Consider the following 17,487-nt stretch of genomic DNA (forward strand, 5'->3'; position numbering starts at 1 on the left):
AAAAACAAGCTCTTAAAAAAGCCGGGGTGGGTTATCGAGTCAAGAATATTTTCTGATAAAACAACAGGTAGTAATCTTGATCGAGAAGGACTAAAATCATTAATGGTTAAAGTTGAGGAAGGTGATTCAGTGTTAATTACTAAACTGGATAGATTAGGTAGGGATACTGCAGATATGACCAGCCTGATTAATTACTTTGATAAAATCAAAGTAGGAGTACGTTTCTTAGATGATGGTATTAGCACCGAAGGAGCTACTGGAAAAATGGTAGTAACCATTTTATCAGCAGTAGCACAAGCAGAACGTCTAAGGATTTTAGAGCGTACTAATGAAGGTAGGCTAGAGGCAAGAATTAAGGGAGTAAAATTTGGAGCTAAACGCAGGATTAATAGAAAGCAATTGCTGCAATATCATGAACAAGGTATTATGGGAACTAGTTTAGCTAAAAAAATGAGTATCAGTCGTGCTGCTGTATATAAGATACTCAAAGAAGAGCGAACAAATGTTGGCTAAATGATAGATAACAAGTAAGTAGCAAAATGCCAAAAAAACCTAAACATGACCAGCTTTTTAAAAGAATTATGGGCAATGAAATAGCTGCACAAGAATTTTTAGAGTATTATCTACCGAGTAATTTTAAAGAACAGTTAGATTTATCAAAAATTAAAGTAGAGAAAGAAAGTTATATTGAAGAGAGCTTGAGAAGAAAATATAGTGATATAGTTTATTCTGTAAGCACTAAAAATAAGGAGACTGCATTTATCTACATTTTATTAGACCATCAGTCAACAAGTGATTATTGGATGGCACTAAGGCTTTGGAAATATACGTTACTATTATGCGAAAGACATAAAAAGAATAATGATAAGCTACCACTAATCTACCCAATGATTATGTATAACGGTGTAGAGGAATATAGTGCACCAAGAAACATATGGGAATTGTTTACTGACCCTATGCAAGCTAAAGAGTTAATGGTGTCAGATTATCAATTAGTAGATTTACAGAGCATGTCAGATGATGAGATAGTTCAGCAGAAGCATTTAGGAATGATGAGCTATGTCATGAAGCATATACATCAAAGAGATATGCTTAAATTGTGGGAGGAGTTTTTAAGAAGGTTTAAACTAGAAGTGTTAATAGATAAAGAGAATAGTTCTATTTACTTAGAATCGTTTTTATGGTATACTGATGCTAAGTTGCCAGAAGAGCAGCAATCAGAATTAGAGCAAATACTAGCCAAATATTTATCAGAAGAAGAAACAGGTAATATCATGAGAACTATTGCACAAAAATATATTGAGGAAGGCAAGGCCGAAGGTAAAGCTGAAGGTAAAGCTGAAGGTAAAGCTGAAATAGCTAAAAATCTACTTAAAGCTGGCTTATCTATCGATCTTATTGCCCAATCTACTGGTTTAAGTTCATTACAAATCGAGGCGTTAAAATCATGAGAGACGATGCTTAAATAGCTACCGCTCTAAGATTACTCCTGACTTCCGCATTTTTTAATAAGGCATAAGCTTGGAAGGCTTATAGTGCTGGGGTTTTTAAAATTTAGGCACAACATTATTTTGTTATTTTAAATATATTTCAAGAGATTTCCTGTCTAAAATGAAAGTGGCACTTCATCGCACGTTCCCTAACACTCCGCCTAATTGGACTTTGGACAAAAATCCCTGTTTTTTCACAAAATAGAAAGTTTGATACAAAACTAGTATTATGAGTTATCTTTCTAAGATTATTATTAATCTATAGTTAATATTTTTACAATTTTAGGTAAATTACTTTACATAAAAAATAAATTATAAGTTGCTAAATATAGGTTAATTATTTTGTCCAAAGTCCAATACATAACAACTAACTTAGAAAATCCAACACGTGAACAAATAGAGAAAATTGTTAAGGCACGGTGGTCTATAGAGGTTTATCATCGAGAATTAAAACAAACTTGTGGTATTGAACGCTGTCAGGCACGCACGGGTCGAGCTCAGAGAAATCATATTTGCCTTGCCGTATTTGCTTGGCTCGATATGAACAAAAGGAGGATAAATGAAAAAATTACTTTATATCAACAAACTTGGGAAGTTATAAAAACATCAATTCAGAACAACATTAGATGGCTTTTAGCTGATACGCAATTTTGCTAAGTGCGAAACTCCTGTTAAAGAAAATCGGCATTTCATATAGACAAATAACATTATTATTTCTGGTGAAGAACAAAATCCTTTGAAATATGGTAATAATCTTGGAGTAATATGCAACATCTTGACATCTTTTTTAGGTCATTATATCAATCTTTTTTCTATTGTCCAACATATGCGAACCAGAATTGATGAACTGATTGAGCAAGTATCAAATATTAAGTTACTTACAAAGTTTCGCACACTACGGCAATACATTAGCAATAATGAGTCAAAAATTATTGATTACAATACCCGTAAAAATCAAAATCTTATTTTTACTAGTAATTTAGCTGAATGTACCGTTGAAAGCTTAATCAATCAAAGATGCAAAGGAAAGCAACACATGCGATGGTCTAGAGAAGGAGTCCAGCCAATACTACAAATTCGCTCTGCATATGCTAGTAATGATTGGCAACTAAACTGGGAGAAATACATTTTAGGAGCGTACCACAAAGCTGCCTAAAACTCACAAAATATTTATGCGAGTCTGTCCTATAGTTTGTGTGTGCGTCAAGATAAGGTGCATTAATCTTACGGGTGAAAGTCCTGTTATGGAAGGAGTAGCTAGCTCCACCATATAGCGAGTCTTGTGCTGCTGAAGGTAACGACAGTAGTAAAGCGTAGACAGCGAAACATCCGAGCCGAAACCAAATGGTGAACGTGATAGCCCTGAAATGATATTGGTAGTGGAAGTCGATGTGCTACACAACGCAGTAGACAAGAGAAAACTAGAGGTCAAACTAGCGAAAATCCGAAAGTTTTCAACCATCGGGGTCTCAGGCGTCAGCGAGTTTGTAGAGATTAATGACACAACTTGAGAAGTCCTTATAACTCTTACTGAGTTAAGTAAGTATTCAAAGTACAAGTGCCGAAACATAAGGCTTTGGAGATGGTGTTAAGGATGGCTGAGTCAGTTGTAGTAGTGATGAAGCTTCGTAATGGGAGTGGAGCGAAGGGCTGACAGAAAGGTAAGAACGTAAGAGGGAAACAATGACCGTACACAGCATAGACGGAAATACATGGTCAACGAAACTTGAGCGTATAAAGTTGCTATCATCACAAAATCAAGACATAAAGTTTAATAATCTTGGACATATTATTGATTTAAAGATGTTAGAAGAACAATATAAGGAACTTGATAGCAAGAAAGCTGTAGGAATAGATGGTATAACCAAAGCGGTTTATGGTAAGAAGTTGGAAGCAAATTTGCTCTCGCTCCTTACTAAAATTCGCAAGGGGCAATATCAAGCTAAACCTGCACGAATTACATTGATTCCAAAAGAAGATGGAGGCAAAAGACCTTTGGTAATATCATGCTTTGAAGACAAGATAATCGAGTCGGCAGTAAGCAAGATATTAAACTCAGTGTTCGAGCCAATATTCTTAAAATGTTCTTACGGGTTTCGACCTAAATTAAACGCCCATGATGCACTTAAGGAGTTGAATAGACTTACGTATAACTTCAATAAAGGAGCTGTAGTTGAAATTGATATAACTAAGTGCTTCAATTCAATCAAACATTCTGAGTTGATGGGATTCCTAAGAAAGAGAATATCTGACAAAAGATTCCTAAGACTAGTTATGAAACTGATGGAAACACCAATTATAGAAAACGGCATTACAGTTACTAACAAGGAAGGATGCCGCCAAGGGTCTAAAACATCACCAATTTTGGCAAATGTCTTCCTACATTATGTTATTGACTGTTGGTTTGCTAAAATCAGCAAGGAAAACATAAGAGGGCAAACTGGAATGGTGAGGTATTGTGACGATATGGTGTTCGTCTTTGAGAATGAAGAAGACGCGAGGAAGTTTTATGAGGTTTTGCCCAAAAGATTAAACAAGTATGGCTTGAACATCAATGAAGCTAAATCGCAGATGATTCAGTCCGGTAGATACCATGCTGAGGACTTAGCTAAGCAAGGTAAGAAGATCAAGAGTTATAATTTTCTTGGCTTTACTTGCTATTGGGGTAAATCAAGGTTTGGTAACATATGGAGATTAAAATATACCACAAGGAAAGATCGATTTACCGAGAAGCTTAAAGGGCTAAGAGAATATCTACGAAGTCACCTTAATGAGAGGGGCAAAGAACAGATATTATTGCAAGTCATTAGAGCTACAAAGGGGTGGATCAATTATCATGGTATATCAGATAATCAAAGACGAGTAAGTTCATTTATTCACCAAACTAGGCGAGCAATATATGGGTGGTTTAATAGAATGGGTGGGAAGCGTAAGATGAATTGGCAAAGATTAGCTGAAATACTCAAAAGGGTCGACTTTCCAAATAAGTGGAAGACCATTTCAATGTTCTAAAACCAACAAAAAAAAATAGGGTACAAGCCTATCTTACCTTTCGGGAGCCGGATGCGGTAGCTCTGCATGTCCGGTTCTGAGGAGGGGCTTAACCAAGCAATTGGTTAGGTCTACTCACAAAGTTGCAAAGAAAGCAGTAAGAGATTACTGTAAAAAAAGTAACTTAAGCAAGCAAGGAGGAATTATGGCTAAAAAATTAGATACAGATAAAGATACATTAAACATCAGTAATCAGCTAGTAGAAGAATTATTATCAAAAGCAGATCCATCGGAGTTATTGTCCCCCAACGGGGATTATAAAAAACCCTCGCCTTTAGGCGAAGGGAAGATATAATGAAGTCGTGTTAACGACGAATTAGTGAAATAAGATTAGGAGTTATAGGGTTTCATAGTAAATATGACTTAAAAGTGCATTTAGTGTGGATACCAAGCTATAGGTTATATGGCAATAAGTTCAGGTAATATAACAGATGCAATAATCCAAAAATATATAGAAGAACAAGAATGAGAACCCATAGAAGTAGGTCAATTTCAAATTGACTCCACTTTATAACCCCTCAGCTTCGAGCTGAGGGTTGTTCAGTTGGTCGAGATGGTTTATTTCAACAGCTAAAGAAGCAAATAGTTGAGAAAATATTAGCAAGTGAGTTGGATCATGAATTAGGATATTCAAAACATAGCAAGATGCCAAAAGTAGATAATAATCGTCGTAATGGTAGCTATGAGAAGACAGTAATTGATGGGGATGGTCGTAAGCTGATAGTAGAAGTACCAAGAGATCGGGAAGGAGAGTATAATCCTCAATTAATACCAAAAGGGCTGAGGAGATTTAATGGATTTGATGAGAAAGTGATATCCCTTTATGGTCGCGGTATGACAGTCAGAGAGATCCGAGGGCATTTAGAAGAAATATATCAAACTGATGTATCTGGTGACTTGATATCCACCATAACAGATGGGGTGATAGAAGAAGTAACTAGGTGGCAAAATCGTTGTTTAGATAGGGTGTATCCAATATTATACTTGGACTGTATCTATGTAAAATCTAGAGACAATCACATAGTAATAAATAAAGCAGTATATTCTTTAAAGGTTTGCATTGGAGTTTTACCATAGCAATACTTGCCGGAATGAGGGCGTTCGTTATTATAATAATGTAACCAGGTATCAAGATCTTTTTGCAATTCAAAAAGGAGTCTGTCCTATAGTTTGTGTGTGCGTCAAGATAAGGTGCATTAATCTTACGGGTGAAAGTCCTGTTATGGAAGGAGTAGCTAGCTCCACCATATAGCGAGTCTTGTGCTGCTGAAGGTAACGACAGTAGTAAAGCGTAGACAGCGAAACATCCGAGCCGAAACCAAATGGTGAACGTGATAGCCCTGAAATGATATTGGTAGTGGAAGTCGATGTGCTACACAACGCAGTAGACAAGAGAAAACTAGAGGTCAAACTAGCGAAAAAATCCGAAAGTTTTCAACCATCGGGGTCTCAGGCGTCAGCGAGTTTGTAGAGATTAATGACACAACTTGAGAAGTCCTTATAACTCTTACTGAGTTAAGTAAGTATTCAAAGTACAAGTGCCGAAACATAAGGCTTTGGAGATGGTGTTAAGGATGGCTGAGTCAGTTGTAGTAGTGATGAAGCTTCGTAATGGGAGTGGAGCGAAGGGCTGACAGAAAGGTAAGAACGTAAGAGGGAAACAATGACTGGGCTCTGTCCAAATAAGTGTGTAAATTTCTCAAAGGTTATATAAAAATATAATATAACAAAAGGAGAAATTACAATGACACAAAAACAAAATGAAGCAATGAATCAAGCAATAGATTTATTAATAAATAATGATACAGATATATCAACTTTATTTAAAGAGGATGGTTTATTGTCCCACTTTGGGAGAAAAACCCCGCACTTGCAGTGCGTCGTTTCAACATAAATTTTAAATATCTTATCAAGAAAAGATAAGATATTTTTAACAAAATCTTACACTTCACAGATATATTCTTTTTGTGTTGTAACACTTTCTAAATGAGCCATACATAAATAGTTTCTAACTTTTAAGTTAGTACATACATTAGGCATTCATGCCGTAATATTAAGCTCTGCACTTGCAGTGCAGAGTGGTTAACTAAAACAATTAACCAAAAGGCTTGTAGAGAAGGCATTGCAGTCAGAGATGAATAATCACTTAGGATATGATAAATATTGTCATACTGATAGCAATAATGTTCGTAATGGTAGTAAAGTAAAGAATCTAGTAACAAATAATGGAGTTGTAGAGATTGAGGTTCCAAGGGATAGAAGTAGTACATTTGAACCTGCATTAATTCCGAAGCGTCAAAGACGTATTGAAGGATTTGATGATAAAATAATATCGTTATACGCTAAAGGAATGAGCTTATCTGATATTAAGATTCAAATGCAAGAATTGTATGGAGCTGACGTTAGCGAAAGTTTGATAAGTCAAATTACTGATGATGTAATTGAGGATGTCAAGATATGGCAAAGCCGACCATTGGATCGAGTATATGCTATAGTATTTTTTGACTGTTTAGTAGTAAAAGTACGTCAAGATAAACGAATTATCAATAAGTCTGTATATGTAGCATTAGGTATTGATTTATGTGGAAGGAAGGATATTTTAGGATTGTGGATCAGTGAAAATGAAGGAGCGAAATTTTGGCTTGGTAATTTTACTGAGATGAAGAACAGAGGTATGCAAGACATGCTTATTGCTTGCAGTGATAATTTAACCGGTATGTCTGAGGCAATAGAAGCAGTTTTTCCGAAAACCGAACATCAATTATGTATTGTACATCAGATTAGAAATAGTTTAAAATATGTATCATATAAAGACCGAAAAGAATTAGCGGCTGATTTAAAGCCTATTTATACTGCTAGCACAGAGGAAGAAGCACATCTTGCTTTAGAATCTTTTGAAGTTAAATGGAGTAAACAGTATCCACAAATTGCTAAATCTTGGTATGTTCATTGGGAAAATTTAATGGTTTTTCTAGGATACCCTGAGGAGATAAGGAAGGTAATATACACAACTAATAGTATAGGTGTGCCAGGAAAAGCCTGGTTGAATAAGGAGGTGAAATTCCTCTCTGGCCAAGGAATAACCAACCAGCCAGAACTGAGTTTTGCATTTAAGGCAGCAATGCCTTAGATGAAGCGTAAACAGGGCGAATGTAGGCCGAAACGAAAGTGAACGACAAGAGAGCCTCGAGAACTTAGATGAATGCCAGAAGCTGACACTGTCTATGATGTGGAAAGCAATATGGGGTTAAGTGATATGGTGAGCTTAATACTGTCTGGCGGGGTATGCGTCGTCAGCATGCATGAAATTGTTCAATCAAGGAACCTGGGAGACCCTAAATACTCCTTTTATGTAAAAAAAAAAGAAGGTAATTATAGATGAAGCAGAATTGCAAAATCAATAATAATGGTATTTGGGGAGTCAGATGTGTTCATAGTACCGAAGAAGTGGAGTAATGTCTATGGAGGGAAGGGATGCACAACAAAAGAAAGACAATAACAGACAGAAGGGGCGATCACCGAATTGCCATTTCTTCCAAACAAAATTATTATCTTTATCTAACAGAGCAAAGCAAATCCGTGACGAACCACTCAAAACTTTGATGCATTTAGTAGATAAGGAATGGATGGGTGAAGCATGGAGCAAGCTACGTAAGGGAGCAGCATACGGAATTGATGCTATAAGTGCCAGTAAATATGCAAAAGATTTAGATGTAAATTTAGATCGGCTCTTATATAGAATGAAAAGAGGTCAATATCAAGCACAGCCAGTAAAGAGAGTGTATATAGCTAAAAAGGAGGTAGTAAGAGAGCGTTAGGATTGCCTACAGTAGAAGATAAAATAGCTCAAAATGCTATTAATCTATTATTGAAAGCTATTTTTGAACAGGAATTTCTACCTCAGTCCTATGGTTTTAGAGAGAACAAAAGCTCTTTGCAGGCAGTAGAAGATGTTAAGGAAGTGATAGCACAAAAGAAAATATCTTGGGTGTTAGAAGTGGACATAGCATCGTTCTTTGATAATATGCAACACGAATGGCTGATGAAATTTATAAGTCATAGAATAAGAGATCAACGGGTACTGAAACATATCACAAGTTGGCTAGAAGCTGGAATAATGGAAGATGGGAAGCTAATAGCTTCTTCCAGCGGTTCACCGCAAGGTGGGGTAATTAGTCCAACGCTAGCAAACATATATCTTCATTATGTGGTTGATTTATGGGTTACTAAAGTAGCTAGCAAGAGCATAAATGGGGAAATGTATAGTTTTAGATATGCAGATGATCTTTTATTCTGCTTTCAGCATGAGAATCAAGCAATAAAGTTCCAAGGCATGTTGGAAGAAAGGTTGCAGAAATTTGGGCTGGAGATAAATCTTCAAAAAAGTAAGATATGTCGTTTTGGAAAATTTGCTAAAGAAAATAGCAAAAGACAAAATGAAAGAAGGGACACATTTAGCTCCTGACTTCGGAAAATAGTTAAAGATAAGTGTATAGAAAAAGCAGGAGAAAAAAGGTTTTGTTAATTAGAGGGCGTTTGTTGTGCCTCCATATATTTTTATTATTGACATACAATATTTTAGTAGATATACTAACCAACAATTAGTTTTAAATATGCTACTGATATGTTCGTTAGAGTCAAAAAATCTGCTACCCGTAATGTTAACGCTGTTCAACTAGTAGAAGGGATACGCGATCCCATAACTAATAAAGTAAAACAACGGGTTGTTCGACATATTGGTAGTGCATCAGACCAAGAAGAAATAACTAAACTAATAGAGCTTGCTGAATTCATTAAGGTTGAAATCGCTAGTAGCACTCAACCTAATCTTATCCCAGACAAGGATATAGTATCGATGGCAATGTCAGCTAGACAGCGGTACGAGAAAGAACAAATACAACCACAACCTATTGATGATATCAGCAATTTACGTAGTCAAGGAAGCACTATCATCGGCATTCATGAGGTGTATGGAAAAATTTATGACCAACTTGGTTTTAATAGAATCTTACCTAATCCTGCCAGGGAAGTGTCAAGCATAAACATAATACGCAATGTTGTTTTAGCTCGTATTGCTAACCCAACTAGTAAGCGTGAAACAGTCAATTTATTGGTCAATAATTATGGAGTAGATTTAAAGCTTGATTCGGTATACAAAACTATGGATAAAATAGATGATAAGGTGGTTGAGAAAATCGAGCAGTGTGCTTTACTTAGCACTCAAAAGTTGTTTAAAGAAAAAATCGATGTACTATTTTATGATGCAACAACTCTTTATTTTGAATCATTTACTGAAGATGAGTTGAAGAGTAAGGGGTTTAGTAAAGATCATAAATTCAATGAAGTACAGGTAATGCTGAGCATTTTTGTTACTAATAATGGTATTCCAATCGGTTATGAGATATTTCCTGGGGCGACCTATGAAGGTCATACTTTATTGAAAGCTTTAGATAGCTTGAAAGGCAGGTTTGCTATTGATAAAGTAGTGTTTGTAGCAGACAGCGGTATGTTGAATAATGAAAATTTAGCTCTATTAGAACAGGCTGGCTATCAATATATAGTAGGTGCTAAAATTAAGAATATGACTAAGGATATTACAGCTAAAATCTTAAATAATGATGATTATCAGCCATTAACCGTTGATGCAGAAGAATATAAGGGAAAAATAATTGAACTAGCTGAAAAGGGTCGCAAACTGATTATGAGCTATAGTAGCAAAAGGGCTTATAAAGATGCTCAAGATAGAGAGCAAGCATTGAAGAAATTAATGAAAAAAATGAACAAAAGTAAAGGAGTTAAGTCGTTAATTTCTGCTAGTGGTTATAAAAAATATTTAATAATTAATAATAATGATAAGTTTACAGTAAACGAGCAAAAGATAGAGGAAGATAGCAAATGGGATGGTTTGCATGGAGTTATTAGTAACCTAGAAAATGTTGATGTAGCGTATATATTGTCTCGTTATAAAGGATTGTGGCAAATTGAAGAAACATTTCGAATTAGTAAACACGATATTAAGATTAGACCAATTTATCATTGGAGTCCTAGCAGAATCAAGGCACATATTGCTTTATGTTTTATGGCGTTAGTATGTATCAGGCATTTAGAATATCGAGTAAATTTACAGTCAATTAAACTATCACCGGAACGATTACGTAAGGCACTAATTGGGGTGGAGATTACCAGTGTAGTACACATTAAAGATAAAAGAGTATTTGGCATTCCATCCCCGGTATCAGATGAGGCAAAGATTATTTATAAAGCAATGAATTTACCGATTAGCACTATTCCTTATTTAATATCATCAGGAGAGTAAAAGAAATAATCAAGTAGTAAAGCTAATAATTATTATAGGATTATTTTGAAATTTTTATATTCGAACAAATATGTGTAGCGACAACTAAAATAAATAATTTGTTGTGCCTGCAAATTTTATCATTTCCTCTTCTGTCAGCCATTTTTTGGCACAACAACACTGAAGTCGGGAAAGGTACTAAAATTTCTTAGAAAATTATCCCCCGCCGCTTGGCAGCATATCCACTTTACCGGTTACTTTAGTTTTTATGACAACAGAAGAAAAATAGACATCGATAAAATGCTAGAAGATATATTGGCCCAGCGTAACAGAACGTGCGAAAAGCGAAATCCAACACCTGTATCCCTAATCGTAATGCACTATTGACGGTAGCTACTTTTTGCACATTTTGTATCTTAATTAAAATTGTCAATTACCTACAACCCCTTATATCCATTGGTTTTACAACTAATATTTAAACTTAGTCATCTTTTAAAAATTCCCCTCTCTTTTTATAGCTAAAAGTATCCTTTTTTATTTTGTGTTTTCTACTATCATATTGGAAAGTCATTTATAACCTTATTGTACGTCTTTTGAGCATCAGTTATCGATAGCTTAGAATATATCTCTAAAGATTGCCTAGATTCATGACCAGAATAAGGTTGTATCAAGGCATCATCAATACCTTGCTTTTTCATCCAGGTAAATAGAAAATGTCTTAATTTATGAGGAGTTATAGTATGATTCATATTGGCTTGTTGAGTATAAGTCATTAGAATCTTCCGAATACCACGCTCAGAATAAGGTTTATTCCAATTTGACTCAAATAAGTACTCTACTTTCTTCTTGTTCTTTATACTTTTAATATAAAGAGCTAACACTTCTCTAAAATCTGTTGGAAAAGGTACTATCCTGTCTTTTTTACCTTTGCCATCATTAATGCGTATCTGACACTTATTAAGCTCGACATCATCTATTTTAATTTTTACCAACTCACCTACTCTAACTCCAGTATATAGCATTGTTTTTATTATTATCATGTGCTTTATATTTTGGGTATCCCACACTGCCTCGTAATATTTTTTTATCTCTTCATCTGAAGGTACATATGGCAATTTCTTAGATTTATTTTGTACTTTAACATCCAATATTTTCCTAAGCTGTCTAAACAATTCTTTCAAGTAAAAATAATCAGGTCTTTCACTTCTAAGCAATTTAGCAACTTGTTTTGCCTTTTGCGGTACAGTGGTTGTACTCTCAAGCATACAGTCCCTCTATCTTAATGCGTTCGTTCATATCAAGCTTATAAAGACCGTATTGATTGATATGCTTATAAAATAATGGGGTTAAAGCCCTCTTATCTTCCAGTATTAAGCGATGTTGCCATTCATCAGTTTTTAAAACTTGCTGCTGCATTAATGTATTGATATATACCAACGATGATTGGAGTAAATGTAAACATAAGACTGAAAGTTCTTGATCTATTTCATCGTTTGATGAGATAACCCCTCTCTTACCAAAAAAGACAAAGTTATTACCAGAGTTCCAGTTTTCTATTACATTTAAAGCTTCTTCGACTTCAATACGTAATTCTTTTGATGATAAGTACCTGCATACATAAATAGTCCTTACTGCTCTTCCTAACTCCAGAATGGCTTTATATACTGGGCTTTGGATGTTGTCGCTAATGAATCTTTTGAGTAATACTTCTGGTTCAGCAGTGCCAAGCTTTAGAGCAGCTACATACCTGATGATCTGATCATAATTTTTGATAATTAACTGCCAGTTAATTGGCTTGGTCATTACTTCTTCAAGATTAGAGTAACTAGATTTAGCTATATTAGTATCAGCTTTATATAATTTTATGCGTCCTATACCTTTGATTCTTGGTCTAAGGTCAATGCCTAGTAGATAAGCAAATGCAAATGCTACCAAGCTTTGACCATGGGTATCAGTTGAATGATTTTCTACTTTTGCATTGGTGGCATGATGAATAATTCCAGCAAGCATTGCAGCAATCTCTGAAGCACCACATCTAATTATTTGTGATGAAATACACAACGCTTTCTTATCGACATGCCAATAAGCCATAATACCATAACCTTGATAGCGTATATGGTATTCAGTCATTAAATTCTCACTCCAAGCAGCAAACTTAGTAGAATCAGAAGCAAAGCTATTAATTATCTCCCCCCATATTTGTTTGTCTCTAATGGTAATAGTAGCGTTAACTAACTTTCTTATAATATACTTGAGAGATTCTGGGGTAACAAAACGCTTTCTAACATATCGTAAATCAGACTCTGAGATATTTGGAATACCAGAACAAACCTTGTTAAATTCAGTATTGGTTGCTATAGCAAATAAAGAAAGTAATAGTCTTTGTTGTAATAACTTATCATCTAATATTCTCTTACCCTGAATCTCTATAAGCTCTGAGGTTAAACCAACTCTTAAGTCTGCCTCTTTTAAGATGTCAAGTAAGCTAGTATTAGACCATAGACAGGCTATCTCATCTTTTAATAATTCTATGTTAATAGGAGTAGGCTGTGCAACATATGGAGTTAGATAAATATGTGGTTTTTTAGCCTTTATACCTATTCTAACTTCTGAATCATGAACAATACTGGAGTTAAACTCTTTTAAAGATTTTAGCATATTATGCTTAAGGGCTAATACTTCCTTATGTGGATTATCAGAAATATTTAACATCTTACAGTGTAAGCTTTTAACTTTTTGAGAATAGACTGGCAAGTCTTTCTCAGGATCACAATACTTAAACGCACTCTCAGTCCAAATATTTTTACACCTTAGTTCTTTTTTTAGTAAACCTAATATCGCAATCTCATAATACAGCCTATTAATTTTTCCTTTAGAGTGTTGTATAACCTTTAAATCTAATGATGAAATAAGCCCTGGAGTAATAACCCCGCAATCCGTTGGATAATACTCAGCCTTATAAGCATCATCATTTTGGTGTTTTATGATAAAGTTAATAGCTTCTAGAATTAAATTACTACTATTTGCTCTTAATCTTAAGTTGCCTAGTATTAAAAATATCTCTTTGCGATAGCCATGTACATAAAGGGAGCGTAAATGTTTATATTCTGATTCTCTGCGAGCTTGTTTAAATGACTGACGCGATAATTTACTTTGTTCTAATTTCTCTCTTCCACCAACTTCAGGATAAATCTTTTCCTTAATAATACCATCTGGATAGGCTAAGGAAATATCCACTAAATTATCCAGTAAGTCGTCTTTATTCTCTCTTGTATAGTGTTCCCAGAGCTCTTCTTTAATTTTAACTTTACCGAATTGCTCTAACTTCTTTAATTTCTTGATTAATATCTCAATAAAATTATCAATAATTTTGCCCCCTTTATATTTACAAAAGCAGGCTAGTAAACCATAAAATTTATTTGAATCACTATCCTGAATCTCAACTAATCGGGAAGGGGTAAAGGTAGACACTCTGTCGTGATATTTCTTCAATAATTTCCTTGGGATATTATTGAAGAAATATTTATAAAGTACTCCTGTTTTTTCAAGATAGCTTAACTTTTCTTGTTCTGCGGTAATAGTTGTCGTTGATACCTTACCCACTGGCATTCTAATAAAGTTTAATATAGTTTGATCATTATCATACATTCCTAAAATCTTATTTAGTTTTTGCTGACTATTTAATGGCAAATGTTGTTTGCATTCAGTAAAAAATTGCCTCTCATACTGGGTATAAATACTACTGATATACCTACTTATCTCATTAGCAGCAGAAGGCTCAATTTTAGATTTTTTTAGGAATTTGTATACCTCGTCATTAATTTGGCTTATCTGTAAGCCTTGAGTTAATAGATTGGTTTCAATAAATTCCTTTATTGATAACAAATCAGCTTGATCAAGCTTTTTAAAGCCATAATATTCTCTAATCTCAGTATTATGGATTTGGGCTATTCTTGATTGCCAATCATAATCCTTAGCTTTATTAGACTTTATAGATAGTTGTGAAGCAACATAATCTATTGCAACGAAAGGTATATCTGCAATTCTATCCGGCAAGTAACCTTGCAAATCAAAATATCTCATTTTAAGGGCATATACTAATTTGTTATCCTTCTTTTCTAAACAACGAATTTCTCCTGAGGATAATGACCAACTATCTATTAATTCAATTTTAGTCCAATATTGTTTCATAGATCAAGTTTTAAAAGCCTCTAACATCAGTTTTGTTAAGCATACCGGCATAAATCTTAGTAAAAAAGTTCTCAGAAATACTAGAGTAGCTACTTTTTATCAAATAAAACCTAGATAATACTTAGCAATCAATTGACAAACTAGGCTAAAATGCATAGTGTGTCAATCACTAAAATAAAAACGTTACTTTTTGCTGTGAAAAATATTAAATTTAGAGCTAGCTTTTTGCTAAATAAAATAAGAATATCAATTTACGTCAGTTCGGGATAAGATATAGATGAAATAGTAATAGATAAAAGGATTGTCAAAAAGGAGTGCCTGCAGTATTTATATTTTTAAACAAAAAAACAAACTACAGGCATGAAAAAAGATATCACAGAATTATATAGTTTTATAGATGATTTTTGTAAAATTTATTTGGAGTATGAACAGAGAAAGTTATTACCATCAAATAAGCAAAGAAATCGCTGTTGTAGCATGAGTCTAAGTGAAATGTTAACAATAATAATTATGTTTCATACATCCTATGCTAAGAATTTTAAATTTTTCTATAAAAGTTATATAGAGTGCATGCATAAGGATGATTTTCCCAAAGCCTTGAGTTATAATAGATTTGTTGAATTAATGGCACGATTATTCATACCGCTAAATATGTTGATTCATTTGTTGTTTGGTGAGGAAACAGGTATTTATTTTATTGACTCTACAACGATTAAAGCTTGTCACAATAAAAGGCGTTATAGCAATAAAGTTTTTAAAGGATTAGCCAAACATAGTAAATCCTCTATGGGGTATTTTTATGGTTTTAAATTACATGTAATAATCAATAATAAAGGGGAGTTTATGGCATTAAAAGTGACCAAAGGCAATGTAGATGATAGGGTTCCAGTACCGGAGTTAACAAAAAGATTAACTGGAATTATAGCAGCTGATAAAGGTTATATTAAGCAAAATTTGTTCTTAAATTTATATGAAAGAGGCTTAAAAATGATTCATGGAATTAAGAAGAATATGGAAAATAAATTAATGGATTTGAAAGAAAAAATCTTACTTCGAAAGCGTAACTTAATTGAAACAGTTTTTGATTATCTAAAAAATAAAATGAACCTTGAACATACTAGACATAGATCACCAATAAATGCCTTTGTCCATATATTATCTACTCTTGTTGCTTACTCATTAAAGAAAAATAAACCTTCAACAAAATTTGATTTTAATCTACATGTTCACAATATCCTTATCCCGAATTGACGTAATTTATGTAACGTTTAAGATTATTAGGGTTACAGAGAAATAAGGCTTTAAATTAGAGAAGGGCTATACAAAAAAATACCCTCTTCTGAAAAGCCTATCGGTATTATGGATATAAGGTATACTTTTCGCTTTTTGCACGTTCTGTTACGGTGGGCCTATATGTTACCTGAAATTATTAAGGTAAATATTGGTTATGATTATCTAGAAATGCTTCTCTGCTATACTTTGACAAAAATAGAACAATCTGATAAAATAGAATTAGAGAAATTACTAACAAGTAAGCTAACTCAAGAAACAGGAGTAAAAATCATGGGCAGTTTAGCACATCATTGGGAACAAATTGGCGAAGCTAGAGGCATCCAGTTAGGTAAAGCTGAGGGTAAAGCTGAATTTGTAAAGCTGCTGTTAAAGAATGGCAATTCTGTGGAGTCAATTGCTAAGATGACAGGTATGTCTATTAATAAAATTAATGAATTGCTGAAAATGCAATAATAAAGGCAGCAATTCCAAATATGAAATGGCTCAATTCCTTATCACTCTAGGTAATTTTACTGAATTCTCTACGAAATATGTATTTTAAATTGCTCTGTCATATTACCTCTACAAGTCATATTTGGAATCGCTGTGCAGATGCTTTTGTTCCAAAATAATAGCTTCACGCAAATTGGCTAATTTTTGAAACTCATCCAACAATTGTTCCGATAAATTATCAATTTTCTTAATAGTCTTTGATTTTAAAGTACTTAAGTCAGTTAATATATCATCTGATGAATTATTAGTTGCTTTAGTTACTATTTGTTGTTTCTCTTCCTGCTTTTTTTGTTCTTGAGGACTGGCAAGCTGTTTTTCAGTTAATTTTGTTAGCACCTCATTATAGGCTGTTAAGATCTGATCCTTAGTACTTTTAACCGAAATTTCTTGAATGTTATGTTTTTTTGTCATCTTCTTAAAATTACTTATAATTTATTTACTCTCAATAACAACCAGATGAAGCGGTTCTGTCGCATCTATAAAACTGGGAATCTACACTACAACTTATGATTAATACTTGTTATTATAATGTTTAATATATATTTTTGTGAATTAAATCCTATTAACAAGTAAGATACGATTTTTCACTTATATACTTTAAGTTGTGGTAAAAATATTTCATTTTACAGATGCAACAGAACCTAAATGGTTGCTAGGTATCATTTGTTTTAACCT

Annotated in this window: 14 protein-coding genes and 6 pseudogenes; 15 read left to right on the plus strand and 5 right to left on the minus strand. The window is 33.8% G+C overall.

Annotated features, from left to right (window positions below):
- Positions 1-14 precede the first annotated feature (14 nt).
- The 3 genes and pseudogenes from NBW66_RS07135 to NBW66_RS14995 all read left to right on the plus strand — a co-directional run.
- A pseudogene (locus NBW66_RS07135) lies at positions 15-513 on the plus strand (recombinase family protein); the annotation flags it as partial.
- Positions 514-539: 26 nt separating this feature from the next.
- On the plus strand, positions 540-1,451 hold the full coding sequence (locus NBW66_RS07140) for an Rpn family recombination-promoting nuclease/putative transposase (RefSeq protein ID WP_250312138.1): 912 nt from the start codon (positions 540-542) through the stop codon (positions 1,449-1,451).
- A 387-nt stretch (positions 1,452-1,838) separates the two neighbouring features.
- Positions 1,839-2,147, plus strand: a pseudogene (locus tag NBW66_RS14995) (transposase); the annotation flags it as partial.
- A gap of 12 nt (positions 2,148-2,159) precedes the next feature.
- Here NBW66_RS14995 and NBW66_RS07145 read toward each other — a convergent pair.
- Positions 2,160-2,264, minus strand: a pseudogene (locus NBW66_RS07145) (IS6 family transposase); the annotation flags it as partial.
- On the opposite strand from NBW66_RS07145, the gene NBW66_RS07150 reads away from it, so the two are divergent.
- The 5 genes and pseudogenes from NBW66_RS07150 (at position 2,227) to NBW66_RS07165 (ending at position 5,618) form a co-directional block, all read left to right on the plus strand.
- Positions 2,227-2,646, plus strand: coding sequence for a hypothetical protein (locus tag NBW66_RS07150; RefSeq protein WP_250312279.1), 420 nt, complete (start codon positions 2,227-2,229; stop codon positions 2,644-2,646). The pseudogene NBW66_RS07145 and the gene NBW66_RS07150 sit on opposite strands and share 38 nt — an antisense overlap.
- Positions 2,647-3,173: 527 nt before the next feature.
- Positions 3,174-4,502, plus strand: coding sequence for a reverse transcriptase domain-containing protein (locus tag NBW66_RS07155; protein WP_250310618.1), 1,329 nt, complete (start codon positions 3,174-3,176; stop codon positions 4,500-4,502).
- A 100-nt stretch (positions 4,503-4,602) separates the two neighbouring features.
- On the plus strand, positions 4,603-4,836 hold the full coding sequence (locus NBW66_RS07160) for a hypothetical protein (protein ID WP_250312139.1): 234 nt from the start codon (positions 4,603-4,605) through the stop codon (positions 4,834-4,836).
- A 96-nt stretch (positions 4,837-4,932) separates the two neighbouring features.
- Positions 4,933-5,010, plus strand: a pseudogene (locus NBW66_RS15265) (IS200/IS605 family transposase); the annotation flags it as partial.
- Positions 5,011-5,135: 125 nt separating this feature from the next.
- On the plus strand, positions 5,136-5,618 hold the full coding sequence (locus tag NBW66_RS07165) for a transposase (RefSeq protein WP_250312156.1): 483 nt from the start codon (positions 5,136-5,138) through the stop codon (positions 5,616-5,618).
- On the opposite strand, the pseudogene NBW66_RS07170 reads toward NBW66_RS07165, so the two are convergent.
- Positions 5,558-5,695, minus strand: a pseudogene (locus tag NBW66_RS07170) (IS481 family transposase); the annotation flags it as partial. The gene NBW66_RS07165 and the pseudogene NBW66_RS07170 overlap by 61 nt on opposite strands.
- A gap of 590 nt (positions 5,696-6,285) precedes the next feature.
- Between NBW66_RS07170 and NBW66_RS07175 the strand changes: the two are divergent.
- The 5 genes and pseudogenes from NBW66_RS07175 to NBW66_RS07195 all read left to right on the plus strand — a co-directional run bounded on the left by NBW66_RS07175 (position 6,286) and on the right by NBW66_RS07195 (position 10,857).
- Positions 6,286-6,435, plus strand: coding sequence for a hypothetical protein (locus NBW66_RS07175; RefSeq protein WP_250312140.1), 150 nt, complete (start codon positions 6,286-6,288; stop codon positions 6,433-6,435).
- A gap of 192 nt (positions 6,436-6,627) precedes the next feature.
- A pseudogene (locus NBW66_RS07180) lies at positions 6,628-7,563 on the plus strand (IS256 family transposase); the annotation flags it as partial.
- Between the two features lie 433 nt (positions 7,564-7,996).
- Entirely contained in the window at positions 7,997-8,359 is a 363-nt protein-coding gene (locus NBW66_RS07185; protein WP_250312142.1) for a hypothetical protein, read from the plus strand.
- Between the two features lie 2 nt (positions 8,360-8,361).
- Positions 8,362-9,006: a reverse transcriptase domain-containing protein gene (locus tag NBW66_RS07190; RefSeq protein ID WP_250312143.1), complete on the plus strand. Its 645-nt coding sequence runs from the start codon at positions 8,362-8,364 to the stop codon at positions 9,004-9,006.
- A 159-nt stretch (positions 9,007-9,165) separates the two neighbouring features.
- A complete protein-coding gene (locus tag NBW66_RS07195) occupies positions 9,166-10,857 on the plus strand; it encodes an IS1634 family transposase (protein ID WP_250312144.1) in 1,692 nt (563 codons plus the stop codon).
- A 533-nt stretch (positions 10,858-11,390) separates the two neighbouring features.
- Here NBW66_RS07195 and NBW66_RS07200 read toward each other — a convergent pair.
- Positions 11,391-12,101: a tyrosine-type recombinase/integrase gene (locus NBW66_RS07200; RefSeq protein WP_250312145.1), complete on the minus strand. Its 711-nt coding sequence runs from the start codon at positions 12,099-12,101 to the stop codon at positions 11,391-11,393.
- Entirely contained in the window at positions 12,094-15,027 is a 2,934-nt protein-coding gene (locus NBW66_RS07205; protein WP_250312146.1) for a Tn3 family transposase, read from the minus strand. The genes NBW66_RS07200 and NBW66_RS07205 overlap by 8 nt, the downstream gene beginning before the upstream one ends.
- Before the next feature lie 360 nt (positions 15,028-15,387).
- Between NBW66_RS07205 and NBW66_RS07210 the strand changes: the two genes are divergently transcribed.
- Complete coding sequence (locus tag NBW66_RS07210) at positions 15,388-16,278, plus strand: IS982 family transposase (protein WP_250310582.1); 891 nt, start codon at positions 15,388-15,390, stop codon at positions 16,276-16,278.
- Positions 16,279-16,440: 162 nt separating this feature from the next.
- The gene (locus tag NBW66_RS07215; RefSeq protein WP_250312147.1) at positions 16,441-16,773 is read left to right on the plus strand and encodes an RpnC/YadD family protein; all 333 of its coding nucleotides are present in this window, start codon (positions 16,441-16,443) and stop codon (positions 16,771-16,773) included.
- Between the two features lie 108 nt (positions 16,774-16,881).
- Here the strand turns inward: NBW66_RS07215 and NBW66_RS07220 are convergent, their stop codons facing one another.
- The gene (locus tag NBW66_RS07220; protein ID WP_250310511.1) at positions 16,882-17,223 is read right to left on the minus strand and encodes a hypothetical protein; all 342 of its coding nucleotides are present in this window, start codon (positions 17,221-17,223) and stop codon (positions 16,882-16,884) included.
- Positions 17,224-17,487: the final 264 nt, after the last annotated feature.

Origin of the sequence: Rickettsia endosymbiont of Oedothorax gibbosus (assembly GCF_936269705.1) — a bacterium.
Lineage (GTDB): Bacteria > Pseudomonadota > Alphaproteobacteria > Rickettsiales > Rickettsiaceae > Tisiphia.

Excerpts from the sequence above, each read along its gene's own strand:
- NBW66_RS07220 (WP_250310511.1), bottom strand. The coding sequence starts at position 17,223 with ATGACAAAAAAACATAACATTCAAGAAATTTCGGTTAAAAGTACTAAG.
- NBW66_RS07175 (WP_250312140.1), top strand. The coding sequence starts at position 6,286 with ATGACACAAAAACAAAATGAAGCAATGAATCAAGCAATAGATTTATTA.
- NBW66_RS07200 (WP_250312145.1), bottom strand. The coding sequence starts at position 12,101 with ATGCTTGAGAGTACAACCACTGTACCGCAAAAGGCAAAACAAGTTGCT.
- NBW66_RS07140 (WP_250312138.1), top strand. The coding sequence starts at position 540 with ATGCCAAAAAAACCTAAACATGACCAGCTTTTTAAAAGAATTATGGGC.
- NBW66_RS07205 (WP_250312146.1), bottom strand. The coding sequence starts at position 15,027 with ATGAAACAATATTGGACTAAAATTGAATTAATAGATAGTTGGTCATTA.
- NBW66_RS07155 (WP_250310618.1), top strand. The coding sequence starts at position 3,174 with ATGACCGTACACAGCATAGACGGAAATACATGGTCAACGAAACTTGAG.
- NBW66_RS07215 (WP_250312147.1), top strand. The coding sequence starts at position 16,441 with ATGTTACCTGAAATTATTAAGGTAAATATTGGTTATGATTATCTAGAA.
- NBW66_RS07185 (WP_250312142.1), top strand. The coding sequence starts at position 7,997 with ATGTCTATGGAGGGAAGGGATGCACAACAAAAGAAAGACAATAACAGA.
- NBW66_RS07210 (WP_250310582.1), top strand. The coding sequence starts at position 15,388 with ATGAAAAAAGATATCACAGAATTATATAGTTTTATAGATGATTTTTGT.
- NBW66_RS07195 (WP_250312144.1), top strand. The coding sequence starts at position 9,166 with ATGTTCGTTAGAGTCAAAAAATCTGCTACCCGTAATGTTAACGCTGTT.